Source organism: Streptomyces sp. NPDC025793 (genome assembly GCF_055558375.1).
Genome location: NZ_JBVHMR010000003.1, coordinates 265985 through 283272, shown reverse-complemented (window position 1 = coordinate 283272; position 17288 = coordinate 265985). Strand labels below are relative to the sequence as shown.

General features: G+C 71.5%; 19 protein-coding genes. 13 read left to right on the top strand and 6 right to left on the bottom strand.

The genetic code is table 11. The annotated features are described in order from the left end of the window. The first annotated feature begins 28 nt into the window (after positions 1-28). The 3 genes from ACZ4MF_RS08735 to ACZ4MF_RS08725 are packed head-to-tail and all read left to right on the top strand — an operon-like array spanning position 29 to position 4340. Positions 29-1147, top strand: a complete 1119-nt coding sequence (locus tag ACZ4MF_RS08735; protein WP_467491109.1) for an LLM class flavin-dependent oxidoreductase — start codon at positions 29-31, stop codon at positions 1145-1147. A 14-nt stretch (positions 1148-1161) separates the two neighbouring features. Further along, positions 1162-2892, top strand: coding sequence for an N-acyl-D-amino-acid deacylase family protein (locus tag ACZ4MF_RS08730; protein WP_467491107.1), 1731 nt, complete (start codon positions 1162-1164; stop codon positions 2890-2892). Continuing rightward, a complete protein-coding gene (locus ACZ4MF_RS08725) occupies positions 2889-4340 on the top strand; it encodes an aldehyde dehydrogenase family protein (RefSeq protein WP_467491105.1) in 1452 nt (483 codons plus the stop codon). Before ACZ4MF_RS08730 ends, ACZ4MF_RS08725 begins: the two co-directional genes overlap by 4 nt. A gap of 18 nt (positions 4341-4358) precedes the next feature. Here ACZ4MF_RS08725 and ACZ4MF_RS08720 read toward each other — a convergent pair whose 3' ends face one another. Beyond that, positions 4359-4754 (bottom strand): nitroreductase/quinone reductase family protein, encoded by a 396-nt coding sequence (locus tag ACZ4MF_RS08720; RefSeq protein ID WP_467491104.1) that lies wholly within the window; start codon positions 4752-4754, stop codon positions 4359-4361. A 146-nt stretch (positions 4755-4900) separates the two neighbouring features. Here ACZ4MF_RS08720 and ACZ4MF_RS08715 point away from each other — a divergent pair, with 146 nt between their 5' ends. Genes ACZ4MF_RS08715 through ACZ4MF_RS08700 form a run of 4 tightly spaced genes read left to right on the top strand, consistent with a single transcriptional unit; the run spans position 4901 to position 7786 of the window. Then, positions 4901-5311: a hypothetical protein gene (locus ACZ4MF_RS08715; RefSeq protein ID WP_467491103.1), complete on the top strand. Its 411-nt coding sequence runs from the start codon at positions 4901-4903 to the stop codon at positions 5309-5311. An 11-nt stretch (positions 5312-5322) separates the two neighbouring features. Then, positions 5323-6888, top strand: a complete 1566-nt coding sequence (locus ACZ4MF_RS08710; protein ID WP_467491101.1) for a peptidoglycan-binding protein — start codon at positions 5323-5325, stop codon at positions 6886-6888. Then, positions 6842-7363 (top strand): protease inhibitor I42 family protein, encoded by a 522-nt coding sequence (locus ACZ4MF_RS08705; protein ID WP_376287523.1) that lies wholly within the window; start codon positions 6842-6844, stop codon positions 7361-7363. The genes ACZ4MF_RS08710 and ACZ4MF_RS08705 overlap by 47 nt, the downstream gene beginning before the upstream one ends. A 33-nt stretch (positions 7364-7396) precedes the next feature. Continuing rightward, complete coding sequence (locus ACZ4MF_RS08700; protein ID WP_467491099.1) at positions 7397-7786, top strand: hypothetical protein; 390 nt, start codon at positions 7397-7399, stop codon at positions 7784-7786. 3 nt (positions 7787-7789) lie between these two features. Here ACZ4MF_RS08700 and ACZ4MF_RS08695 read toward each other — a convergent pair whose 3' ends face one another. After that, entirely contained in the window at positions 7790-9316 is a 1527-nt protein-coding gene (locus tag ACZ4MF_RS08695) for a CehA/McbA family metallohydrolase (protein WP_467491097.1), read from the bottom strand. Positions 9317-9479: 163 nt separating this feature from the next. Here ACZ4MF_RS08695 and ACZ4MF_RS08690 point away from each other — a divergent pair, with 163 nt between their 5' ends. The 3 genes from ACZ4MF_RS08690 to ACZ4MF_RS08680 all read left to right on the top strand — a co-directional run bounded on the left by ACZ4MF_RS08690 (position 9480) and on the right by ACZ4MF_RS08680 (position 13586). Next, positions 9480-10325, top strand: a complete 846-nt coding sequence (locus ACZ4MF_RS08690; protein ID WP_467491095.1) for a TIGR03619 family F420-dependent LLM class oxidoreductase — start codon at positions 9480-9482, stop codon at positions 10323-10325. A 48-nt stretch (positions 10326-10373) separates the two neighbouring features. Continuing rightward, positions 10374-12959: a bifunctional FO biosynthesis protein CofGH gene (locus ACZ4MF_RS08685; RefSeq protein WP_467491093.1), complete on the top strand. Its 2586-nt coding sequence runs from the start codon at positions 10374-10376 to the stop codon at positions 12957-12959. Between the two features lie 63 nt (positions 12960-13022). Beyond that, positions 13023-13586, top strand: coding sequence for a hypothetical protein (locus tag ACZ4MF_RS08680; RefSeq protein WP_467491091.1), 564 nt, complete (start codon positions 13023-13025; stop codon positions 13584-13586). Here ACZ4MF_RS08680 and ACZ4MF_RS08675 read toward each other — a convergent pair. From ACZ4MF_RS08675 to ACZ4MF_RS08665, 3 genes are all read right to left on the bottom strand, one after another. Further along, the gene (locus ACZ4MF_RS08675) at positions 13579-14088 is read right to left on the bottom strand and encodes a DUF2165 domain-containing protein (protein ID WP_467491089.1); all 510 of its coding nucleotides are present in this window, start codon (positions 14086-14088) and stop codon (positions 13579-13581) included. The two genes, ACZ4MF_RS08680 and ACZ4MF_RS08675, sit on opposite strands and share 8 nt — an antisense overlap. A 98-nt stretch (positions 14089-14186) precedes the next feature. Further along, a complete protein-coding gene (locus ACZ4MF_RS08670; RefSeq protein WP_467491087.1) occupies positions 14187-14366 on the bottom strand; it encodes a DUF397 domain-containing protein in 180 nt (59 codons plus the stop codon). Continuing rightward, positions 14363-15175 (bottom strand): helix-turn-helix domain-containing protein, encoded by an 813-nt coding sequence (locus tag ACZ4MF_RS08665; protein ID WP_467491085.1) that lies wholly within the window; start codon positions 15173-15175, stop codon positions 14363-14365. Before ACZ4MF_RS08665 ends, ACZ4MF_RS08670 begins: the two co-directional genes overlap by 4 nt. A 113-nt stretch (positions 15176-15288) precedes the next feature. On the opposite strand from ACZ4MF_RS08665, the gene ACZ4MF_RS08660 reads away from it, so the two are divergent. The 3 genes from ACZ4MF_RS08660 to ACZ4MF_RS08650 are packed head-to-tail and all read left to right on the top strand — an operon-like array spanning position 15289 to position 16128. Further along, positions 15289-15696 (top strand): ATP-binding protein, encoded by a 408-nt coding sequence (locus ACZ4MF_RS08660; RefSeq protein ID WP_467491083.1) that lies wholly within the window; start codon positions 15289-15291, stop codon positions 15694-15696. Continuing rightward, complete coding sequence (locus ACZ4MF_RS08655) at positions 15686-15988, top strand: hypothetical protein (protein WP_467491082.1); 303 nt, start codon at positions 15686-15688, stop codon at positions 15986-15988. The genes ACZ4MF_RS08660 and ACZ4MF_RS08655 overlap by 11 nt, the downstream gene beginning before the upstream one ends. Then, positions 15985-16128: a hypothetical protein gene (locus tag ACZ4MF_RS08650; protein ID WP_467491080.1), complete on the top strand. Its 144-nt coding sequence runs from the start codon at positions 15985-15987 to the stop codon at positions 16126-16128. Before ACZ4MF_RS08655 ends, ACZ4MF_RS08650 begins: the two co-directional genes overlap by 4 nt. Positions 16129-16215: 87 nt before the next feature. Here the strand turns inward: ACZ4MF_RS08650 and ACZ4MF_RS08645 are convergent, their stop codons facing one another. Further along, positions 16216-17247, bottom strand: coding sequence for an alpha/beta fold hydrolase (locus ACZ4MF_RS08645; protein ID WP_467491078.1), 1032 nt, complete (start codon positions 17245-17247; stop codon positions 16216-16218). Positions 17248-17288: the final 41 nt, after the last annotated feature.

Genomic DNA, 17288 nt, shown 5'->3' with positions numbered 1-17288 from the left:
ACCACCTGGACCGGGATGGTGAACCGCCGTGGAATTCGGGCTCTTTGTACAGGGATACGTGGGCAAGCGTGCCGAGACCGACCCGCTCGCCGAGCACAAGGCGCTGATGGAGGAGACCGAGTACGTCATCCAGGCGGACCGATCCGGCTTCAAGTACGCCTGGGCCTCCGAGCACCACTTCCTGGAGGAGTACTCGCACCTGTCCGCCAACGACGTGTTCCTGGGCTACCTGGCGCACGCGACCGACCGGATCCACCTGGGCTCCGGGATCTTCAACCCCCTCGCCCAGGTCAACCACCCCGTGAAGGTCGCCGAGAAGGTCGCCATGCTCGACCACCTCAGCGAGGGCCGCTTCGAGTTCGGCAGCGGGCGGGGCGCCGGGTCCCACGAGATCCTCGGGTTCATACCGGGTGTGACCGACATGAATCACACGAAGGAGATCTGGGAGGAGACCATCGCCGAGTTCCCGAAGATGTGGCTCCAGGACGAGTACGCCGGCTTCCAGGGCAAGCACTGGCAGCTGCCGCCGAGGAAGGTCCTGCCGAAGCCGTACGGGAAGTCCCACCCGGCGATGTGGTACGCGGCCGGGTCACCGGCGTCGTACGCCATGGCCGCGAGGAAGGGGCTCGGCGTGCTCGGCTTCAGCATCCAGAAGGTCTCCGACATGGAGTGGGTGCTGGAGCAGTACAAGACGGCGGTCGTGAACGCCGAGCCGGTCGGGGACTTCGTCAACGACAACGTGATGGTGACGACGACCGCGATCTGCGCGCCGACGCACGACGAGGCGATCCGGATCGCGGTCGGCGGCGGGCTGCACTACCTGCCGTCGCTGGTCTTCCGGTACCACGACACCTTCCCCCGGCCGGAGGGCTTCCCCGTCTGGCCGGAGACGCTGCCCCCGTACACACCGGAGTTCGTGGAACTGCTCATCGAGGAGGAGCTGCTGATCTGCGGCGACCCGGACGAGGTGCTGCGCCAGTGCAAGCGCTGGGAGCAGGCGGGCGCGGACCAGCTGAGCTTCGGGCTGCCGGTGGGGGTGCCGAAGGAGGAGACGCTCCAGACGATACGGCTGATCGGGGAGCATGTGATCCCGAAGATCGACACGGATCCCGTGCACCGGACGAGCCGGTTCCGGCAAGCGGTCTGAGGGGGTTCGCGGGAATGCTGGACCATGTGATCAAGGGCGCCACCGTCGTCGACGGCACCGGCGCCCCCGCCTTCACCGCCGACGTCGGCATCCGGGACGGCCGTATCGCCGCCGTCGGCGAGGTCACCGAGGAGGCCCGCACCGCCGAGGACGCCGCGGGGCTCGTCCTCGCCCCCGGTTTCGTGGACCCCCACACCCACTACGACGCCCAGCTCTTCTGGGACCCGTACGCCACACCCTCGCTGAACCACGGGGTGACCACGGTCGCGGCCGGGAACTGCGGGTTCACCCTCGCCCCGCTGAACCCCGCCCGCCCCGAGGACGCCGACTACACGCGCCGGATGATGTCCAAGGTGGAGGGGATGTCCCTGGTGGCGCTGGAGGAGGGGGCGCCCTGGAACTGGAACTCCTTCGGGGAGTACTTGGACGCGCTCGACGGCCGGATCGCCGTCAACGCGGGCTTCATGGTCGGGCACTGCGCGCTGCGCCGGCACGTGATGGGGCCGGACGCGGTCGGCGGACAGCCGAGCGAGGAGCAACTGGCCGAGATCGTAAGGCTCTTGCACGAGGCGATGGACGCGGGCGCCTGGGGATTCTCCACCACCCAGTCCAGCACCCACTCCGACGGCGACGGCAGGCCGGTCGCCTCCCGGCACGCGAGGCCCGCCGAACTGCTCGCCCTGGCCCGGGCGGTCGGGGAGCACGAGGGCACGCAGATCGAGGCGATCGTCGCCGGGTGCCTGGACCAGTTCGACGACGACGAGATCGATCTGCTCGTGGAGATGAGCGCGGTCGCCGGGCGGCCGCTCAACTGGAACGTGCTCACCGTCGACGCGGCCGTACCGGAGCGGGTGCCCCGGCAGCTGAGCGCGAGCGAGCGGGCGCGGAAGGCCGGCGGGCGGATCGTGGCGCTCACCATGCCCATCCTGACCCCGATGAACATGTCCCTGGGCACCTTCTGCGCCCTCAACCTGATCCCCGGGTGGGGGCCGATCCTCGGACTGCCGGTACCCGAGCGGATCGCCAGGCTGAAGGACCCGCAGGTGCGGGCGGAGATGCTGCGCCGGGCCCGCTCCAAGGAGGCGGGGGTGTTCCGGCGGCTCGCGAACTTCGGCCGGTACGTCATCGGGGACACCTACAGCGAGGCCAACCGGGGCCTGAGCGGCCGGGTGGTGCGGGACATCGCCGAGGAGCGCGGCCTTGACCCCTTCGCCTGCCTGGTGGAGATCTGCGCGGCCGACGAACTGCGCACGGTGCTGTGGCCGATGCCGACCGACAACGACCCCGCCTCCTGGGCGCTGCGCGCCGAGACCTGGCAGCACGAGGACGTCCTGCTGGGCGGCTCCGACGCCGGGGCGCACCTGGACCGGATGTGCGGGGCGCCGTACACGACCCGGTTCCTCGGGGACTGTCTGCGCGGGCGGAAGCTGGTCGGTCTGGAGCGGGCGGTGCGGATGCTGACCGATGACCCGGCGCGGCTGTTCGGGCTGCGGGAGCGGGGCCGGATCCGCGAGGGCTTCCACGCCGACCTGGTCCTGTTCGACCCGGAGCGGATCGACGCCGGGCAGGCGCGGCTCGTGCACGACCTGCCGGGCGACAGCCCCCGGCTGGACTCGGCGGCGATCGGGGTGCGGGCCGTGTGGGTCAACGGGGTCGAGGCGATCCGCGACGACGTGGTGAGCGGCGCCGTACCGGGCAGGGTGCTGCGCTCGGGGACCGACACACGGACGGTGGGGACGCGGTGAGCGACGGGCAGCGGCTGTTCGTCGGCGGCCGGTGGGCCGAGCCGGACGGCGGGTACTACCCGGTGACCGACCCGGCCACCGAGGAGACCGTCGGCCGGGCGCCGGAGGCCTCGCCGGAGCAGGCCCGGGCGGCCTGCGCGGCGGCCCGGGAGGCGTTCGGGCCGTGGTCGCGGACCCGGCCGGAGGAACGGGCGGCGGTGCTGGCGCGGGCGGCGGAGATCATCCGCGGCCAGTTGCTGCCGTACGCCGAACTCGCCCGCGCCGAGACCGGGGCGACCACCGCGACCGCCCGGGCCATGCAGGTCGGGGTGGCCGCCGCCCGGTTCCGCCGGTACGCGAGCGTGGAGAGCGCCGAGTGGCCGGTCGCCCCGCAGATCAACGAGGCCGGGCCGATGGGGAGGGCCGGGGTGATGGGCGCGCTGGCGCTGCGGCAGCCCGTCGGCGTCGTCACCTGCGTCACCTCGTACAACAACCCCTGGGCCAACCCGGCCGGGAAGGTCGCCCCGGCGCTCGCCATGGGCAACACGGTGGTGGTGAAGCCCGCCCCGCAGGACCCGCTGTCCGTCTACCGGATGGCCGAGGCGCTTCAGGCGGCCGGCGCACCGCCGGGCGTGGTGAACGTGGTCTCCGGGCGGGACGTGGCCGTGGGCGAGGCGGTGGTGGCGTCCGAGGACGTCGACATGGTCAGTTTCACCGGCTCCACGGCCGTCGGCCGGCGCATCGCCGAGGTGTGCGGGCGGGACATGAAACGCCAGCTGATGGAGCTGGGCGGCAAGGGTGCGGCCCTCGTGTTCGACGACGCCGACCTCGGCTCGGCCGTGGCCGGCATCGGCACCACCTTCTCCTTCTACAGCGGGCAGATCTGCACCGCGCCGACGCGGGTGCTGGCGCAGCGGGGTGTGTACGAGCGGCTCGTGGAGCAACTCGCCGGATACGCACGCCGGTTGAAGGTGGGGGATCCGTCGGAGCCGGACACGGTCGTCGGGCCGGTGATCTCGGCGGAGCACCGGGCGCGCGTCGAGTCGTACGTCGAACTCGGCCGCAAGGAGGGCGCGACCGTGGCCGCGGGCGGCGAACGGCCGCCGCTGGAACGCGGGTTCTACGTCGCGCCGACGCTGCTCGCCGACTGCGCCAACGACATGCGGGTGGCCCGCGAGGAGATCTTCGGGCCGGTGGTCTGCGTCATCCCCTTCGACGACGAGGACGAGGCGGTCGCCCTCGCGAACGACTCCGACTACGGCCTCATCGACTACGTCTGGTCGGGCGACGTCGCCCGCGCCTTCCGGGTGGCCCGGCGCCTGCGGGCCGGCGGGGTCGGCGTCAACACCGTCGGCCGCAACATGGAGGCCCCGTTCGGCGGGTTCAAGAGGAGCGGGGTGGGGCGGGACGTGGGCTCGTACGCGCTGCATGCGTACAGCGAGGTGCAGGCGATCGTGTGGCCGGGGTGAGCGCCGCTCCGCTCCCGCTCAGTCCTCCAGATCCACCCGCACCGTCAGCAGATCCGTGCCGAAGGCCCGTACCGCCGCGCTGTTGAAGAAGGGGAGGGCGCGCAGGCGGGCGACGGGGTCGTCGTCGGGGAGGAGGTGGGCGGTGCCCTGGTGCCAGCGGCCGGCCAGGCGGACGCGGACCCTCGGGTCGGCCTGGATGTTGCGGACGTACTGCGACTTGTGGCCGAACTCGGAGACCAGCCAGAAGGAGCCACCGACCCGGCGCCCGCCCACCGGGGTCCGCCGGGGCAGGCCGGAGGTGCGGCCGGTGGTCTCCAGGAGGGTCTGGAACGGCAGGCGCCGGTTGAGGGGGTTGGCGATGCGCCGCTGGAAGGCGGTCACCATGCGGTGCTTGCGGTCTGCGGGGGATGGCATGCCGGTTGCTCTCCTGGTCTGACGGCACGGCGTCGCGGCGGGGATGGTGTGTCGACTCGGTGCGGGGCGCGTGACACCCGGACTTTCCGCCGGGTGTCGCGTGTTAGCGTCCCCCGCGGTCGTGATCATTTCAACGGGGGAGCCTGATGGGCGCGTCTTCGGACGGTTACACCGTCAAGTCCGGGATGTCCGGACAGGCGAAGGACCTGGACGCCGCGGGCGGCGACGCGGGCAAGATCGGCGAGGCGATCCAGCCCGCCATGTGCTACATGGACGACGCGCTCGGCGGTCCCGACGCCGCCGCGGCGTTCAACGCGTACGCCGCCGCCTGGGAGGCGGAAGTCAAGGCCCTGGAATCGGCGCTGCACGAACTGGCCGACAAGGTACGGCTGTCGAAGGGGGCGTACCACGGCAGCGACAGCCTCGTCGACACGAGTGTCCGCAGTGTGCGGGTCGGCGACAGCTCCTTCAGCACCATGCCCGCTCCCGCCGGTGACGGCTACCTCACCACCATGCCCGCCCACGCCAGGCGCCCCTCGGCGCTGGCCGACTACTGACGGGGCGGGCGATGACGGAGTCCACGGGCGACCGCCGCACGCGGCTGGGCGAGCTGTGCAGGACCATCGCCTCCGCCGACAGCAAGAACGACCTGATCGACGCCATCAACGACGCGCTCGCCGTCTGCGCCCCGGTCGGCGACACGGCGACGCTGGAGTCCCTCGGCAAGCTGTACCAGAAGCAGGACCTCGACGACCTCTACAAGCGCATCGACAGGGTGGCCAAGAAGGGCCTGCCGGACGTCTGGGCCGGGAACACGAGTGTCCTCGCCTCGGACGCGGTGGCCGCTGCCGGGCGGGCCGCCGGGGCGGTGGGCCGGGCCTTCTACGGCGGCGGACTGGCGCTGCTCACGTTCGCCGACGCCCTCAAGGACGCCAAGAGCCAGGACGGCGACGGGCGGGACTCGCTGCGCGAGGCGCTCGGGATGCTCGGCGGCAAGGACGACTGGTTCGACGACCTCTTCGAGTCCGACGACGAAGAGGCCGTCCGGCTGAACGCCCGTTCCCTCGCCTCCCTGGGCGCCGAGGACATGCACAAGGCCGCGATCGCCGCCGACGACGCCGCCCACGCCGCCGCCAGGGACCTGAACAAGTGGGCCTCCGAGGCACGCGTGCGCAAGCTGGGCACGGGCAACCTGACCGCCGTCGACAAGCTGATGCTGGCCGAGACCAGCGCCGTCGACGGCGACCCCGTGCTGAACGAGATCCTCACCGCGCACGACCTGGAGCGCGCCGGGCGGCGCATGGACCAGCTGAGCGCCGCCGACCGGGCCGCCGTGGACCAGATGCTGGCCGGGTCGCAGAGCCCGCAGGAGCGGGCCTATCTGATGAAGGCCCTGGCCGCCGGGCACAGCGTGGCGGAGATCGAGCAGTTCCAGGGCAAGATCCAGGGCCACGACCCGGAGTGGCTGCGCAGGCATCTCACGCCCGTCGTCACCCAGGTGGACAGCATGGACGACGAGGGTCTGGCTTCCGACGGCTCCAACAACAACAAGGACTACGTCACCTTCGACGGGCAGCGGTGGATCCAGGGCGGCGACGGCTCGGAGGGCACCTGCGTGGCCTCGTCCACCGTCACCGCCCGCGCCATGGTCGACCCCCTCTACGCCCTCGGACTCACCGGCGGCACCAGCGGGCAGGAGGACGACCCCGGGGCCTTCAAGCAGCGCCTGGTGGCCGAGCAGCACCGGCTGCACACGGAGGGCCACGGCGGTGACCAATGGGAGGGCATGGGCCCCGACGGGCAGGAGCACATCGACGACTCCACCATCGGTGCCGCCACCGGTGACGACTACCAGCGCCACGACCTGGCGGGCGCCGCCGACCGCAGGGCGGTGCTGAGCGATGTCGAGAAGGCGGTCGCGGACGGCCGCCCGGTCCCCGTCGACGTCAAGGGCAAGGACGGCGCCCACGCGATGACCGTCATCGCGCAGGAGGGCGACAAGCTGCAGATCTACAACCCCTGGGGCACGACGACCTGGGTCAGCGAGAACGACTTCATCAACGGACACATGAGCAAGGCAGCGGACAGTGGACTCAACGACGCGTACAGCGTGTACCTCCCGACGGCGAAGTAGGCGGAGCCTTCGGCGTCGGGGCAGGACGGCGGGCGGCGCCGTCGCGGCGGTCGCGCTGCTCACGCTCGTCGCGGGCTGCGGGTCGGGCACCGACGAACCCGCCCCCGTCGCGCACCCCACCGGCGAATCCCGCATCACCGCGAAGGTCGGGGAGCGCTTCACACTCACCGTCCACGAGAACGCGTCCACCCGTGAGCACTGGTACCTGTCCGACCCCCGGCCCGACACCGCGGTGGTCCGCGACCGCGGGCAGCACAGCGTGTCGGACTCCGGCGACAAGCACCTGGTGGGCGGCGGCGGCAGCCTCACGTTCACCTTCGAGGCGACCGGCAGGGGCAGCACCCGGATCGTGCTGACCCACTGCACGTTCGCCACCACCTGCGGCGACGGCGACGGCACGCCGGCTCCGGCATCGACCGGTCCGTACCGGCAGACCGCGCCCGAGAGCGTCGTCTACACCGTCACCGTCCGCTGAGCCGGCCCCGTCGAGAGCGATTCCGAGACCACCATGAACCCCGACCGCACGGACGACGAACTGGCCCGGCTCGACCTGGGCGTGCTGCTCCGCTACGGCCTGACCGCGCCGCCCGGCCCCCGGCGCACCGCCCTGTTCGGCGACGGCGTCGCGGGCGCGGCCGTGCTGCTCGACCGCCTCGGCACCCAGCCGCGTTCGGTGGCCTTCCTCGCCGACACCGTCCGCGCCGGCGGCCTCGCCTACGCCGCGGGGCTCCCCGAGCCGCTGCCGAGCCCGGAGGCGAGCGCCGTCGTCCGCGACTGGCTGGCCGTCGGCACCGAACTCGCGGCCGGTGTCACCGCCGACGACACCGCCGCCCGCTGGCTGCGCGCCGTCGCGACGCTCATCGAACTGCGGCAGCTGACGAGGACCGCACGCAGCTGACCGTCATGACCCGCCGCGCGTCCCGAGGAACACCGGGTTCGTGAACGCGGCCAGTGCCCCCGGCACCGGTCCCGCCGCCGTCTCGTGCCGTACCTCGGCGCGCACGTAGGCCGCGTACGAGGGCGTCGTGCGCCACTCGACCGTGCCCGTGCCCGCCACCGGCAGCGGATCGCTGGTGAACAGCACGCCCTGGTCGGTGACGAACCGTACCGAGCAGCGCGGAGCGCCGGAGACCTCCAGCCGTACGGTCACCGGGGTGTCGGCGGCCACGTCCAGCCGCTCCCCGATGCCCGCCTGCTGCCCGCGCCCGCCCGACACCGTGAAGCCGAGGGTCACGTTCTTCGACTCGGCCACGTAGGAGCGGCCCGCGCGGATGCCCTCCTGGACGGCCTCCCGGGTCAGGTCGTCGGCGAGGACGACCGTCTGGGGCGAGCCGACGGCGTCCGGGTCGCGGTGGGCGTCGCTGTTGCCCATCGCCGGGAGCCAGGCCCGCCCCTGCCGTACGGAGGCGACCAGCTGGTTGTCCCAGTCGGCCAGGGTGATCTCGTCGTCCGGGGTGTACGGGCCGTTCCACACCTCCACGGCGTCCGCCTCGGCGAAGCCGAACTTCCAGCCGCAGCCGACGCAGGTGGCGTGCGGGTGGGCGGGGACGACCAGGCCGCCGGCGCGGCGGATGTCCCGGGCGAAGCGGGCCCAGCGGTTGTCCCGGGCGCGGTAGCGCCAGTCCACGAAGGTGCCGGGCTCGGTGCCGAGCGCGACCACGTGGCCGTTGCGGGTGGTGATCTCCTCGCCGAGCATGATCAGCAGGTCGTCGCCGGCCTGGTCCGCCCAGTGCGGGTGGGCGGAGTGGGTGTTGTGGTCCGAGGAGTTGATGAAGTCCAGGCCCGCCGCCCGTGCGAGGGCCGCGATCTCGGCCGGGGTGCGGCGGCCGTCGGAGTACCAGGAGTGCAGATGGCAGTCGCCCCGGTACCAGGCCCGGCCGCGCCCCTTCGCCCGGGACGGCGGATAGACCGGCCTCGGGGTCTCGCCCGCCGTGCCGTACGTGAGCGTGATCGTCAGCTCGTACGCGAGGCCCTGCGGCGCCACCGTGTAGGGGCCCAGCGCGACGTACCAGGTGCCCTCCCGCACCGGGCCGGGGATGTAGCCCGGGGTCGCGTCGTCGGCCCGGACGAAGAACTCCGTGCGCGCCCCGCCGGACCAGCCGCGAAAGCCCCGGCCGCCCAGCTCGGTGCCGCGCTCGTCGAAGAGGCCGATGTCGAGCGCGTTGCCCTGGGTGCCGGCCGGGACCGAGGGCCTGTCGTAGGTGTAGGAGACCTCGATCTCCCGTACGCCGGCCGGGACTTCGACCGGGACGTACACGAAATCGGGGGAGCCGGGCGGCAGCGTTCCGCGTACCGTCCGCGTCTCGTGGTCCTGCCCGTCCGCCGCTGCGAAGCTCACGCTTCCCAACGTAAGGGCAGCCGCGGCGCCCGTCACGAACAGCGCGCGTCTGCCGATGCCATGGGCGTGATCGTGCGTGTCGTCACACATGGTGCTCACTGTCCCCTCTCGACGTGAACGTCCCCGGAAGAAAAGGGAATCCACAGGCATCCGTATCCCTGTGCGCGGCGGCATGGAAGGCGGGACACGGGATGTCATGGGATGCCGACCAGTCGGTATGGACACTTCGCGCCATCCCCGGTACAGATGGGTCATGCGCATCGCCGTCACGATCTTCCTCACCGACGAGACCATCGCTCCCGTCCGGCTCGCCCGCGAGCTGGAGGCCCGCGGCTACGCCGGGCTGTACCTGCCCGAACACACCCACATCCCCGTCGAGCGGACCACCCCGTACCCGGCCGGCGGCGATCTGCCGCGCGAGTACGGCCGCACCCTCGACCCCTTCGTCGCCCTCGGGCAGGCCGCCGCCGTGACCGAACGCCTCGGCCTCGGCACCGGCATCACCCTGGTCGCCCAGCACGACCCGATCGCCCTCGCCAAGCAGATCGCCACCCTGGACCACCTCTCCGGCGGCCGCTGCACGCTGGGCCTCGGCTTCGGCTGGAACGTCGAGGAGGCCGCCGACCACGGCGTCGACTGGCGCACCCGCCGGGAGCTGGTCCGGGACCGGACGCGGCTGATGCAGGCGCTGTGGGCGGAGGAACCGACGGCCTACGAGGGCGAGTTCGGCGCGGTCCGGGCCAGCGACGCCCACCCCAAGCCGGCGCAGAAGGCGCGCGGTCCGGTCACCGGCCCGCGCACGCTCGTCGGCGGGGCGGCCGGGCCGAAGCTGTTCGCGCACATCGCCGAGTACGCCGACGGCTGGCTCCCGATCGGCGGGCGCGGCCTCGCCGGGTCCCTGCCGGTGCTGCGCACGGCCTGGGCGGACGCGGGCCGCGACCCGGCCGCCCTCCAGGTCGTCCCGTACGCGGTCCTGCCGACCCCCGGCAAACTCGCCCACTACGCCGAGTTGGGCATCGAGGAGGCCGTGCTCCAGCTGCCGCCGGCGGGGGAGAAGGAGGTGCTGGGGGTGCTGGACGCGTACGCGAGCTTTCTGTAGGCCGGGCGGAGCCGCAGGAGCTGATCACACCGAACGTATGGTTGAAGGATGACGACTTCCGCGACCTCCGGAACCGGCCCGACCGAGAACTCCATGCGTCGCGCCCTCAAACGCGCCCGGGACGGCGTCGCCCTCGACGCCGCCGAGGCGGCGGTGCTCCTGCAGGCGCGCGGCGAGGCCCTGACCGACCTCGCCGCGTCCGCCGCCCGGGTGCGCGACGCGGGTCTCGAACAGGCGGGCCGGCCCGGTGTCATCACGTATTCGAAGAGCGTCTTCATCCCCCTCACCCGGCTGTGCCGGGACAAGTGCCACTACTGCACCTTCGTCACCGTGCCCGGCAAGCTGCGCCGGGCCGGGCACGGGATGTTCATGTCCCCGGACGAGGTGCTGGACATCGCCCGCAAGGGCGCCGCCCTCGGCTGCAAGGAAGCCCTGATCACCCTCGGCGACAAGCCGGAGGACCGGTGGCCCGAGGCGCGCGAGTGGCTCGACGCGCACGGTTACGACGACACCATCGCCTACGTCCGCGCCGTCTCCATCCGCATCCTGGAGGAGACGGGCCTGCTGCCCCACCTCAACCCGGGCGTCATGACCTGGACGGACTTCCAGCGCCTCAAGCCGGTCGCCGCGTCGATGGGCATGATGCTGGAGACGACCGCGCGGCGTCTCTGGTCCGAGCCGGGCGGCCCCCACTACGGCTCCCCGGACAAGGAACCGGCCGTACGGCTGCGGGTGCTGGAGGACGCGGGCCGCTCGTCGGTGCCCTTCACCTCCGGTCTGCTGATCGGCATCGGCGAGACGTACGAGGAGCGCGCCGAGTCGGTCTTCGCGCTGCGCAAGGTCTCCCGGGCCTATCACGGCGTCCAGGAGCTGATCATCCAGAACTTCCGCGCCAAGCCGGACACGGCGATGCGCGGCATGCCGGACGCCGAACTGGACGACCTGGTCGCCACGGTGGCCGTCGCCCGGCTCATCATGGGCCCGAGCGCCTGCCTCCAGGCGCCGCCGAACCTGGTGGACAGCGCGTACGAGCGGCTGATCGGCGCCGGCATCGACGACTGGGGCGGCGTCTCGCCGCTCACCATCGACCACGTCAACCCCGAGCGGCCCTGGCCGCAGATCGAGGAGCTGGCCGAGAGGTCCGCGGCGGCGGGCTTCGAGCTGCGCGAACGCCTCTGCGTCTACCCGGAGTTCGTGCGCCGCGGCGAGCCCTGGCTGGATCCGCGCCTGCGCCCGCACGTGGCCGCGCTCGCCGACCCGGAGACGGGGCTCGCGCGCGAGGACGCGGTGGTCGAGGGCCACCCGTGGCAGGAGCCGGAGGAGGCGTTCGTCGCGTCGGGCCGCACGGACCTGCACGCGTCGATCGACACCGAGGGCCGCAGCGCCGACCGGCGCGACGACTTCGACGAGGTCTACGGCGACTGGGAGGCGCTGCGGGAGGCGGCCGCGCCGGGGATGGCCCCGGAGCGGATCGACACGGACGTACGCCAGGCGCTGCGCACCGCGGCCGACGACCCGACCAGGCTGACCGACGCCGAGGCGCTCGCCCTCCTGCACGCGGACGGCCCGGCGCTGGACGCGCTGTGCCAGGTGGCCGACGACGTCCGCAGGTCGGCGGTGGGGGACGACGTGACGTACATCGTCACCCGGAACATCAACTTCACCAACGTCTGCTACACCGGCTGCCGCTTCTGCGCCTTCGCCCAGCGCAGGACGGACGCGGACGCGTACACGCTGTCGCTCGATCAGGTGGCGGACCGCGCCCAGCAGGCCTGGGAGGTCGGCGCGGTCGAGGTGTGCATGCAGGGCGGCATCCACCCCGACCTGCCGGGCACGGCGTACTTCGACATCGCGAAGGCGGTCAAGGAGCGGGTCCCCGGCATGCACGTGCACGCCTTCTCCCCGATGGAGGTCGTGAACGGCGCCACCCGCACCGGCATGAGCATCCGGGAGTGGCTGAGCGCGGCGAAGGAGGCGGGCCTGGACTCGATCCCCGGGACCGCCGCCGAGATCCTGGACGACGAGGTCCGCTGGGTGCTGACCAAGGGCAAGCTGCCGGCCGCCACCTGGATCGAGGTGATCACCACGGCCCACGAGCTGGGCATCCGCTCGTCCTCGACGATGATGTACGGCCATGTCGACCAGCCCCGCCACTGGCTCGGCCATCTGCGCACGCTGGCCGGGATCCAGCAGCGGACGGGCGGTTTCACGGAGTTCGTCACGCTGCCCTTCATCCACACGAACGCGCCGGTGTACCTGGCGGGCATCTCCCGGCCCGGCCCGACGACGCGGGACAACCGGGCGGTGACCGCGATGGCCCGGCTCCTCCTCCACCCCTGGATCCCCAACATCCAGACAAGCTGGGTGAAACTGGGCGCGGAAGGTGCGGCGGAGATGCTGCGCTCGGGCGCGAACGACCTGGGCGGCACGCTGATGGAGGAGACGATCTCCCGGATGGCGGGCTCGTCGTACGGCTCGTACAAGTCGGTCCGCGACCTGGTGGCGGTGGCCGAGGCGGCAGGCCGTCCGGCGAGGCCGCGCACCACGCTCTACGGCGACGTCCCGGCGGAACGGCGGCGCGCGGCCGAGGCCTCCGACGGGCACCTGCCGGAACTGCTGCCCGTCCTGGACTGAGTACGATGATCCGACCCCGGACCGGGTAGGGACGGGGACCCGTAGCGGAGGAGATGCGTACCCGTGGCTGCCCGACTGCCCTCCTGGGCCTGGGTCACCGGTCTGACGGCTGGGGCGACCGTGGCCGTCGTCGCCCTCGCCGTACAGGCGAACCACGGGCCGCATCCCACGGCCGCCGTGGCGAAGCCGGGCCCGTCGGCCTCGGCGGGCGTGCACGCGTCCGCCACGCCGCACTCCTCCGCCCCGCCCGCCCTGCCGGGTTCGTCCGGCGAGGGCCGGCGGATCGTCTACTCCGTGGGTGCGAAGCGGGTGTGGCTGGTCGACGCGACCGGCCGGGCCACCCGCACCTTCCCGGTGTGGCCGGGCACGGTGAGCCCGCAGCCCGGCCGCTACTCGGTCACCCTGCGCATCCAGTCCCTCAAGGGCTCGGACGGCGTGGAGATCGAGCACGTCATGTACTTCACCAAGGCCGACGGCGTGAACGTCGCCTTCTCCAACGCCCTGGACGGCGCCTCGCCGCCGCCCGCGGACGGCAAGAAGCTGGGCGGCATCCGGATGGACAAGGGCGACGGAACCGCCCTGTGGTCCTTCGGCGACCAGGGCACGACGGTGACGGTCGTCAGCTAGCGTCCTCCTGCCGGCCGCCGGTCAGCAGATTGACGATGAGGGCGACACCGGCGAGCGTGAAGACGCGGATGGCGGCGTCCTCGCCGTTCCACGTCTTCGACTGCCACATCGAGAACCACTCGCCGCCGATCGCGATGAACCCGGCCCCGAAGAGCAGCAGCAGCATCAGCAGGCCGTAGGTGGAGATGCGCCGGGCGAGGTCGTCTTTGCGCCACGCCCAGAACCAGGTGCCCCCGATCAGCACGAGCGCCGCCACGGTCTCCCACACGATGATGAGGACATAGGCCGTGTCCTGAAGGCCGGTACTGGTGACGGCCCGCCACATCAGATCGTGGTCCTTGAACGTCGTGTCCATCGCCAGCACATGCCGCACGAACTGCTGGTTCGTACCGAAGTCGGTGATGTTCCCGAGGGCGACGAGGGCGATGTAGAGGGCGAGTATGCCGGTGAGGACACCGGCGGCAAGCCTGAGGCTGGAGTTGCGCGTGGGGGTGGTGGTCATGGCTGGATTCTCTCCGACGAACACCACTTCCGGGTATGCGCATTGAGCCAGAATCGGCCGGCGCCCGGAGAAGCTACTCCGTGTCCTTTGGGCGTCGCTCAGCGGTCCGCGGCGAAGGCCAGGAACTCCGTCCAGGCGACGCCGGTGACGGCGAGTTGGGCGCGGTGCCTGTCCTTGGAGTCGCGGATGTGGATGGTGGCGGGGGATATGGCGACCTCGACGCATTCGGGGCCGTCGTTGCCGCTGTAGCTGCTCTTGAACCACTCCAGGGCGGTCATGTCTCCGACTCCAGTACTTTCTCGATGAAGGCGAGTGACTCTCGGGGCGTGAGTGCCTGCGCCCGGATCATCCCATAGCGCATCTCCATGAGGTGGGCCTCCCGAGGGTCGCTGATGACCCGGCTGTACAGCTGGCCTTCAGTGTGTCCGAGGGTCTTGCCGTTCGGGAGCTTCAACACCTGGATCGAGCCCATCATGCCTGCGTGATCCTCACAGTCCGTGGGCATCACCTGGATCTCCACATGCCGCAACTTGCTCATCTCCAGCAGGTATTCCAACTGCTGCCGCAGCACCGCTCTGCCGCCGATGGGCCGCCTCAGCGTTGCCTCTTCCTGGACGAACGTGATGAGCGCCCGGGGTACCCGCTCGAACACCGACTTCCTTGCCATGCGCGCGGCGACGAGGCGGTCGATCTCCTCCTCGGTGTACGCGGGCCGCCGCATGGCATACAAAGCACGTGCGTATTCCGTTGTCTGCAAGAAGCCGTGAACATGGAGGGCGGCGTAGGCCCCCAACTCCGCCGCCTCACCCTCCAGCTTGGCCAGATCCCGAACGTTCTTGGGATACCGGGCCTTCTCCACGTCCTCCTTCATCGCGGACAACTTCCCGTCCGCACCCAGTACTTCATCGGCCGCGTCGAGAAAGTCCGGCTTGGGAGACCGTCGCCCGCGCTCCACGGACGAGACCATCTCCTCGCTGTACTTGATCCGCGCCCCCAGTTCTCCCTGCTTCAGCCCGGCGGCCTCCCGCCAGAACTTGATCTGCCGTCCGACCATCCTGAGCACGGCCTCGGCCTCTTCGTCCTCCATGCCGCCCCCTTGCGACGTACGAGCCGTACGACCACACCCAGCCTCCGGACAGTCATGCTGCGTACCGTGGTCGTCGCTGTTCAGAGTAGGGAAGCGCGACCACGCTGGGTGACATGAATCAGAAAAACCACCTCAGGATCCAGCTGTCGGCGACCCGAAGAGGCGCCCGCCTGGCCCGGCTCCTCACCGAGCGCCAACTGGCCGAGTGGGGAGTGTGGTTCGAGGAGGCGACGCAGGTGGTGGCGGAGCTGGCGTCCAACGCCGTACTGCACGGGCGGGTGCGCGGGAGGGACTTCCGCCTGGGGCTGACACTCCACGACGACGGCACCCTGCGGATCGAGGTGACCGACGCCCGGGGCGACCGGGTCCCGGTGCTTCGCGACCCGGTGGCCGAGGAGTCGGAACGCGGCCGGGGTCTACGGATCGTGGCGGCGTACGCGGAACGCTGGGGCGTGGCGGAGGCGCCGGCCGGGGCCAAGATCGTCTGGGCGGAACTCGTACCGGGTCGCGGTGGGCCGTGACCCGGTGGCGCCCGACGCCAAAGACCAAAGAACCGGGGAAAGAACCAAACCCGCCCCCACCCAGCACCTCTTCGAAGCCACGACCAACGCTCAGCAGACTCAGAGCCTCGCGCCGTTGCGTGCGTTCGTCCACTCCTGGGCCGTGTTCGTCGCCATTGAACGACACCCTGAGCGCGCTGCCCGGCTGAGGGAGCTGGAGCGGATCGTGGATGCGGGGGAGCAGGATCCGACGGCCGCCATCGCGGAGATCGGAACGATCCGACAGGCGGCCGAGTCGGAGGCCGGGCTGTGACGGACTGGGCTTGGGACTACAACCCGAGCGCGGAGTACGTCACGGGAGGGCTGCCGCCGGGAGTGGTGGTGGAGGTGGAGCGCCTCGCGGCCGAACTGGCGGCGCTCGGCCACCTCCGTCAAGGTCGGCCGGCCTTTTGATCGCGAAGGCGGACTCCGCGAGTTCGACATTCTCGGCGGACGCGGCTTCATCAGCTTTCTCCCCGTACCCCGCCACGAGTGCGTCCGTCACGTGGTACGGCTGACCCCCTCCCCCGTCACCACCGGCCGCACCTTCGTCAGCATCAGGTCCAGGAACTGCTCCGGGTGCCGGAACGACGCGAAGTGGCTCGCCTCGCGGATCAGGGCGAAGTCCTTCACGGGGGCCGTGACCGCGTCGTAGAGGCGGCGGGCCGGTTCCGGTGGGGTGAGGACGTCGTGGTCGCCCTGGAAGAGGAAGAAGGGGAGGCGGAAGGCGGTGCCCTCGGCGTACTCGTCGATCGTCATCGCCTGGGGGCCGAGCTGTTCGGAGAAGGTCATGCCCTTGAGGTAGGCGCGCAGGCCACGCAGGTTGTGGGAGGGGGAGAACCAGAGCGAGCGGATCACGACCGTCTTCATCGTGTCGTAGGTGAGGGGGTCGGTCGTGACCACGGTCTTGGCGTACTCCGACCACTGCTCGGGGCTCCAGGCGGTGCGGTCCGGACCCATCGCCGCCACCTTCGCCCGCTCCTTCTTCTTGCCGGCCTTCGCCAGCCGGGCCAGCAGCGCCTCGTAGGAGGAGGTGTCGCGGCCGCCCCCGATGATGTTCTGGTCGGTGCCGACGTAGGCCGAGTACAGCTCGGGGTGGTCGCGGGCGAGGCGCAGGCCGGTGACCGTGCCGAAGCTGTTGGCGACCAGCAGGACCTTGTCGACGCCGAGGCGGGCGCGGAGGTGGTGGGTCACCTCCAGGGCGTCGGCGTACACGCGGTCGAGGGTCATCTCGCCCTGCGCCTCGGGGCCGCCCGCCGCGAAGGTCAGACCGGCGCCGCGCATGTCCCAGCGCACGATCGTGAAGTGCCGCTCCCAGGCGCGGGTGCGCGGGGCGAAGACGAGGTTGGAGGCGCCCGGGCCGCCGTGCACCTCCAGGATCACCGGGTTCGCCAGGTCCTCGCCCCGGATCGAGATCCACTGGTCGATGCCGCCGATGCGGACGTACGACGCCTCGTCGATGCCGTTCGGTGTCCGGATCTCCAGCTTCTTGGCGTGCGCGCGGCGCTTGAGGGCGCGGTAGGTCAGCAGCATGGTGTTTTCCCTAAACTGTTTATGCCGTCATCCGTTTGGAT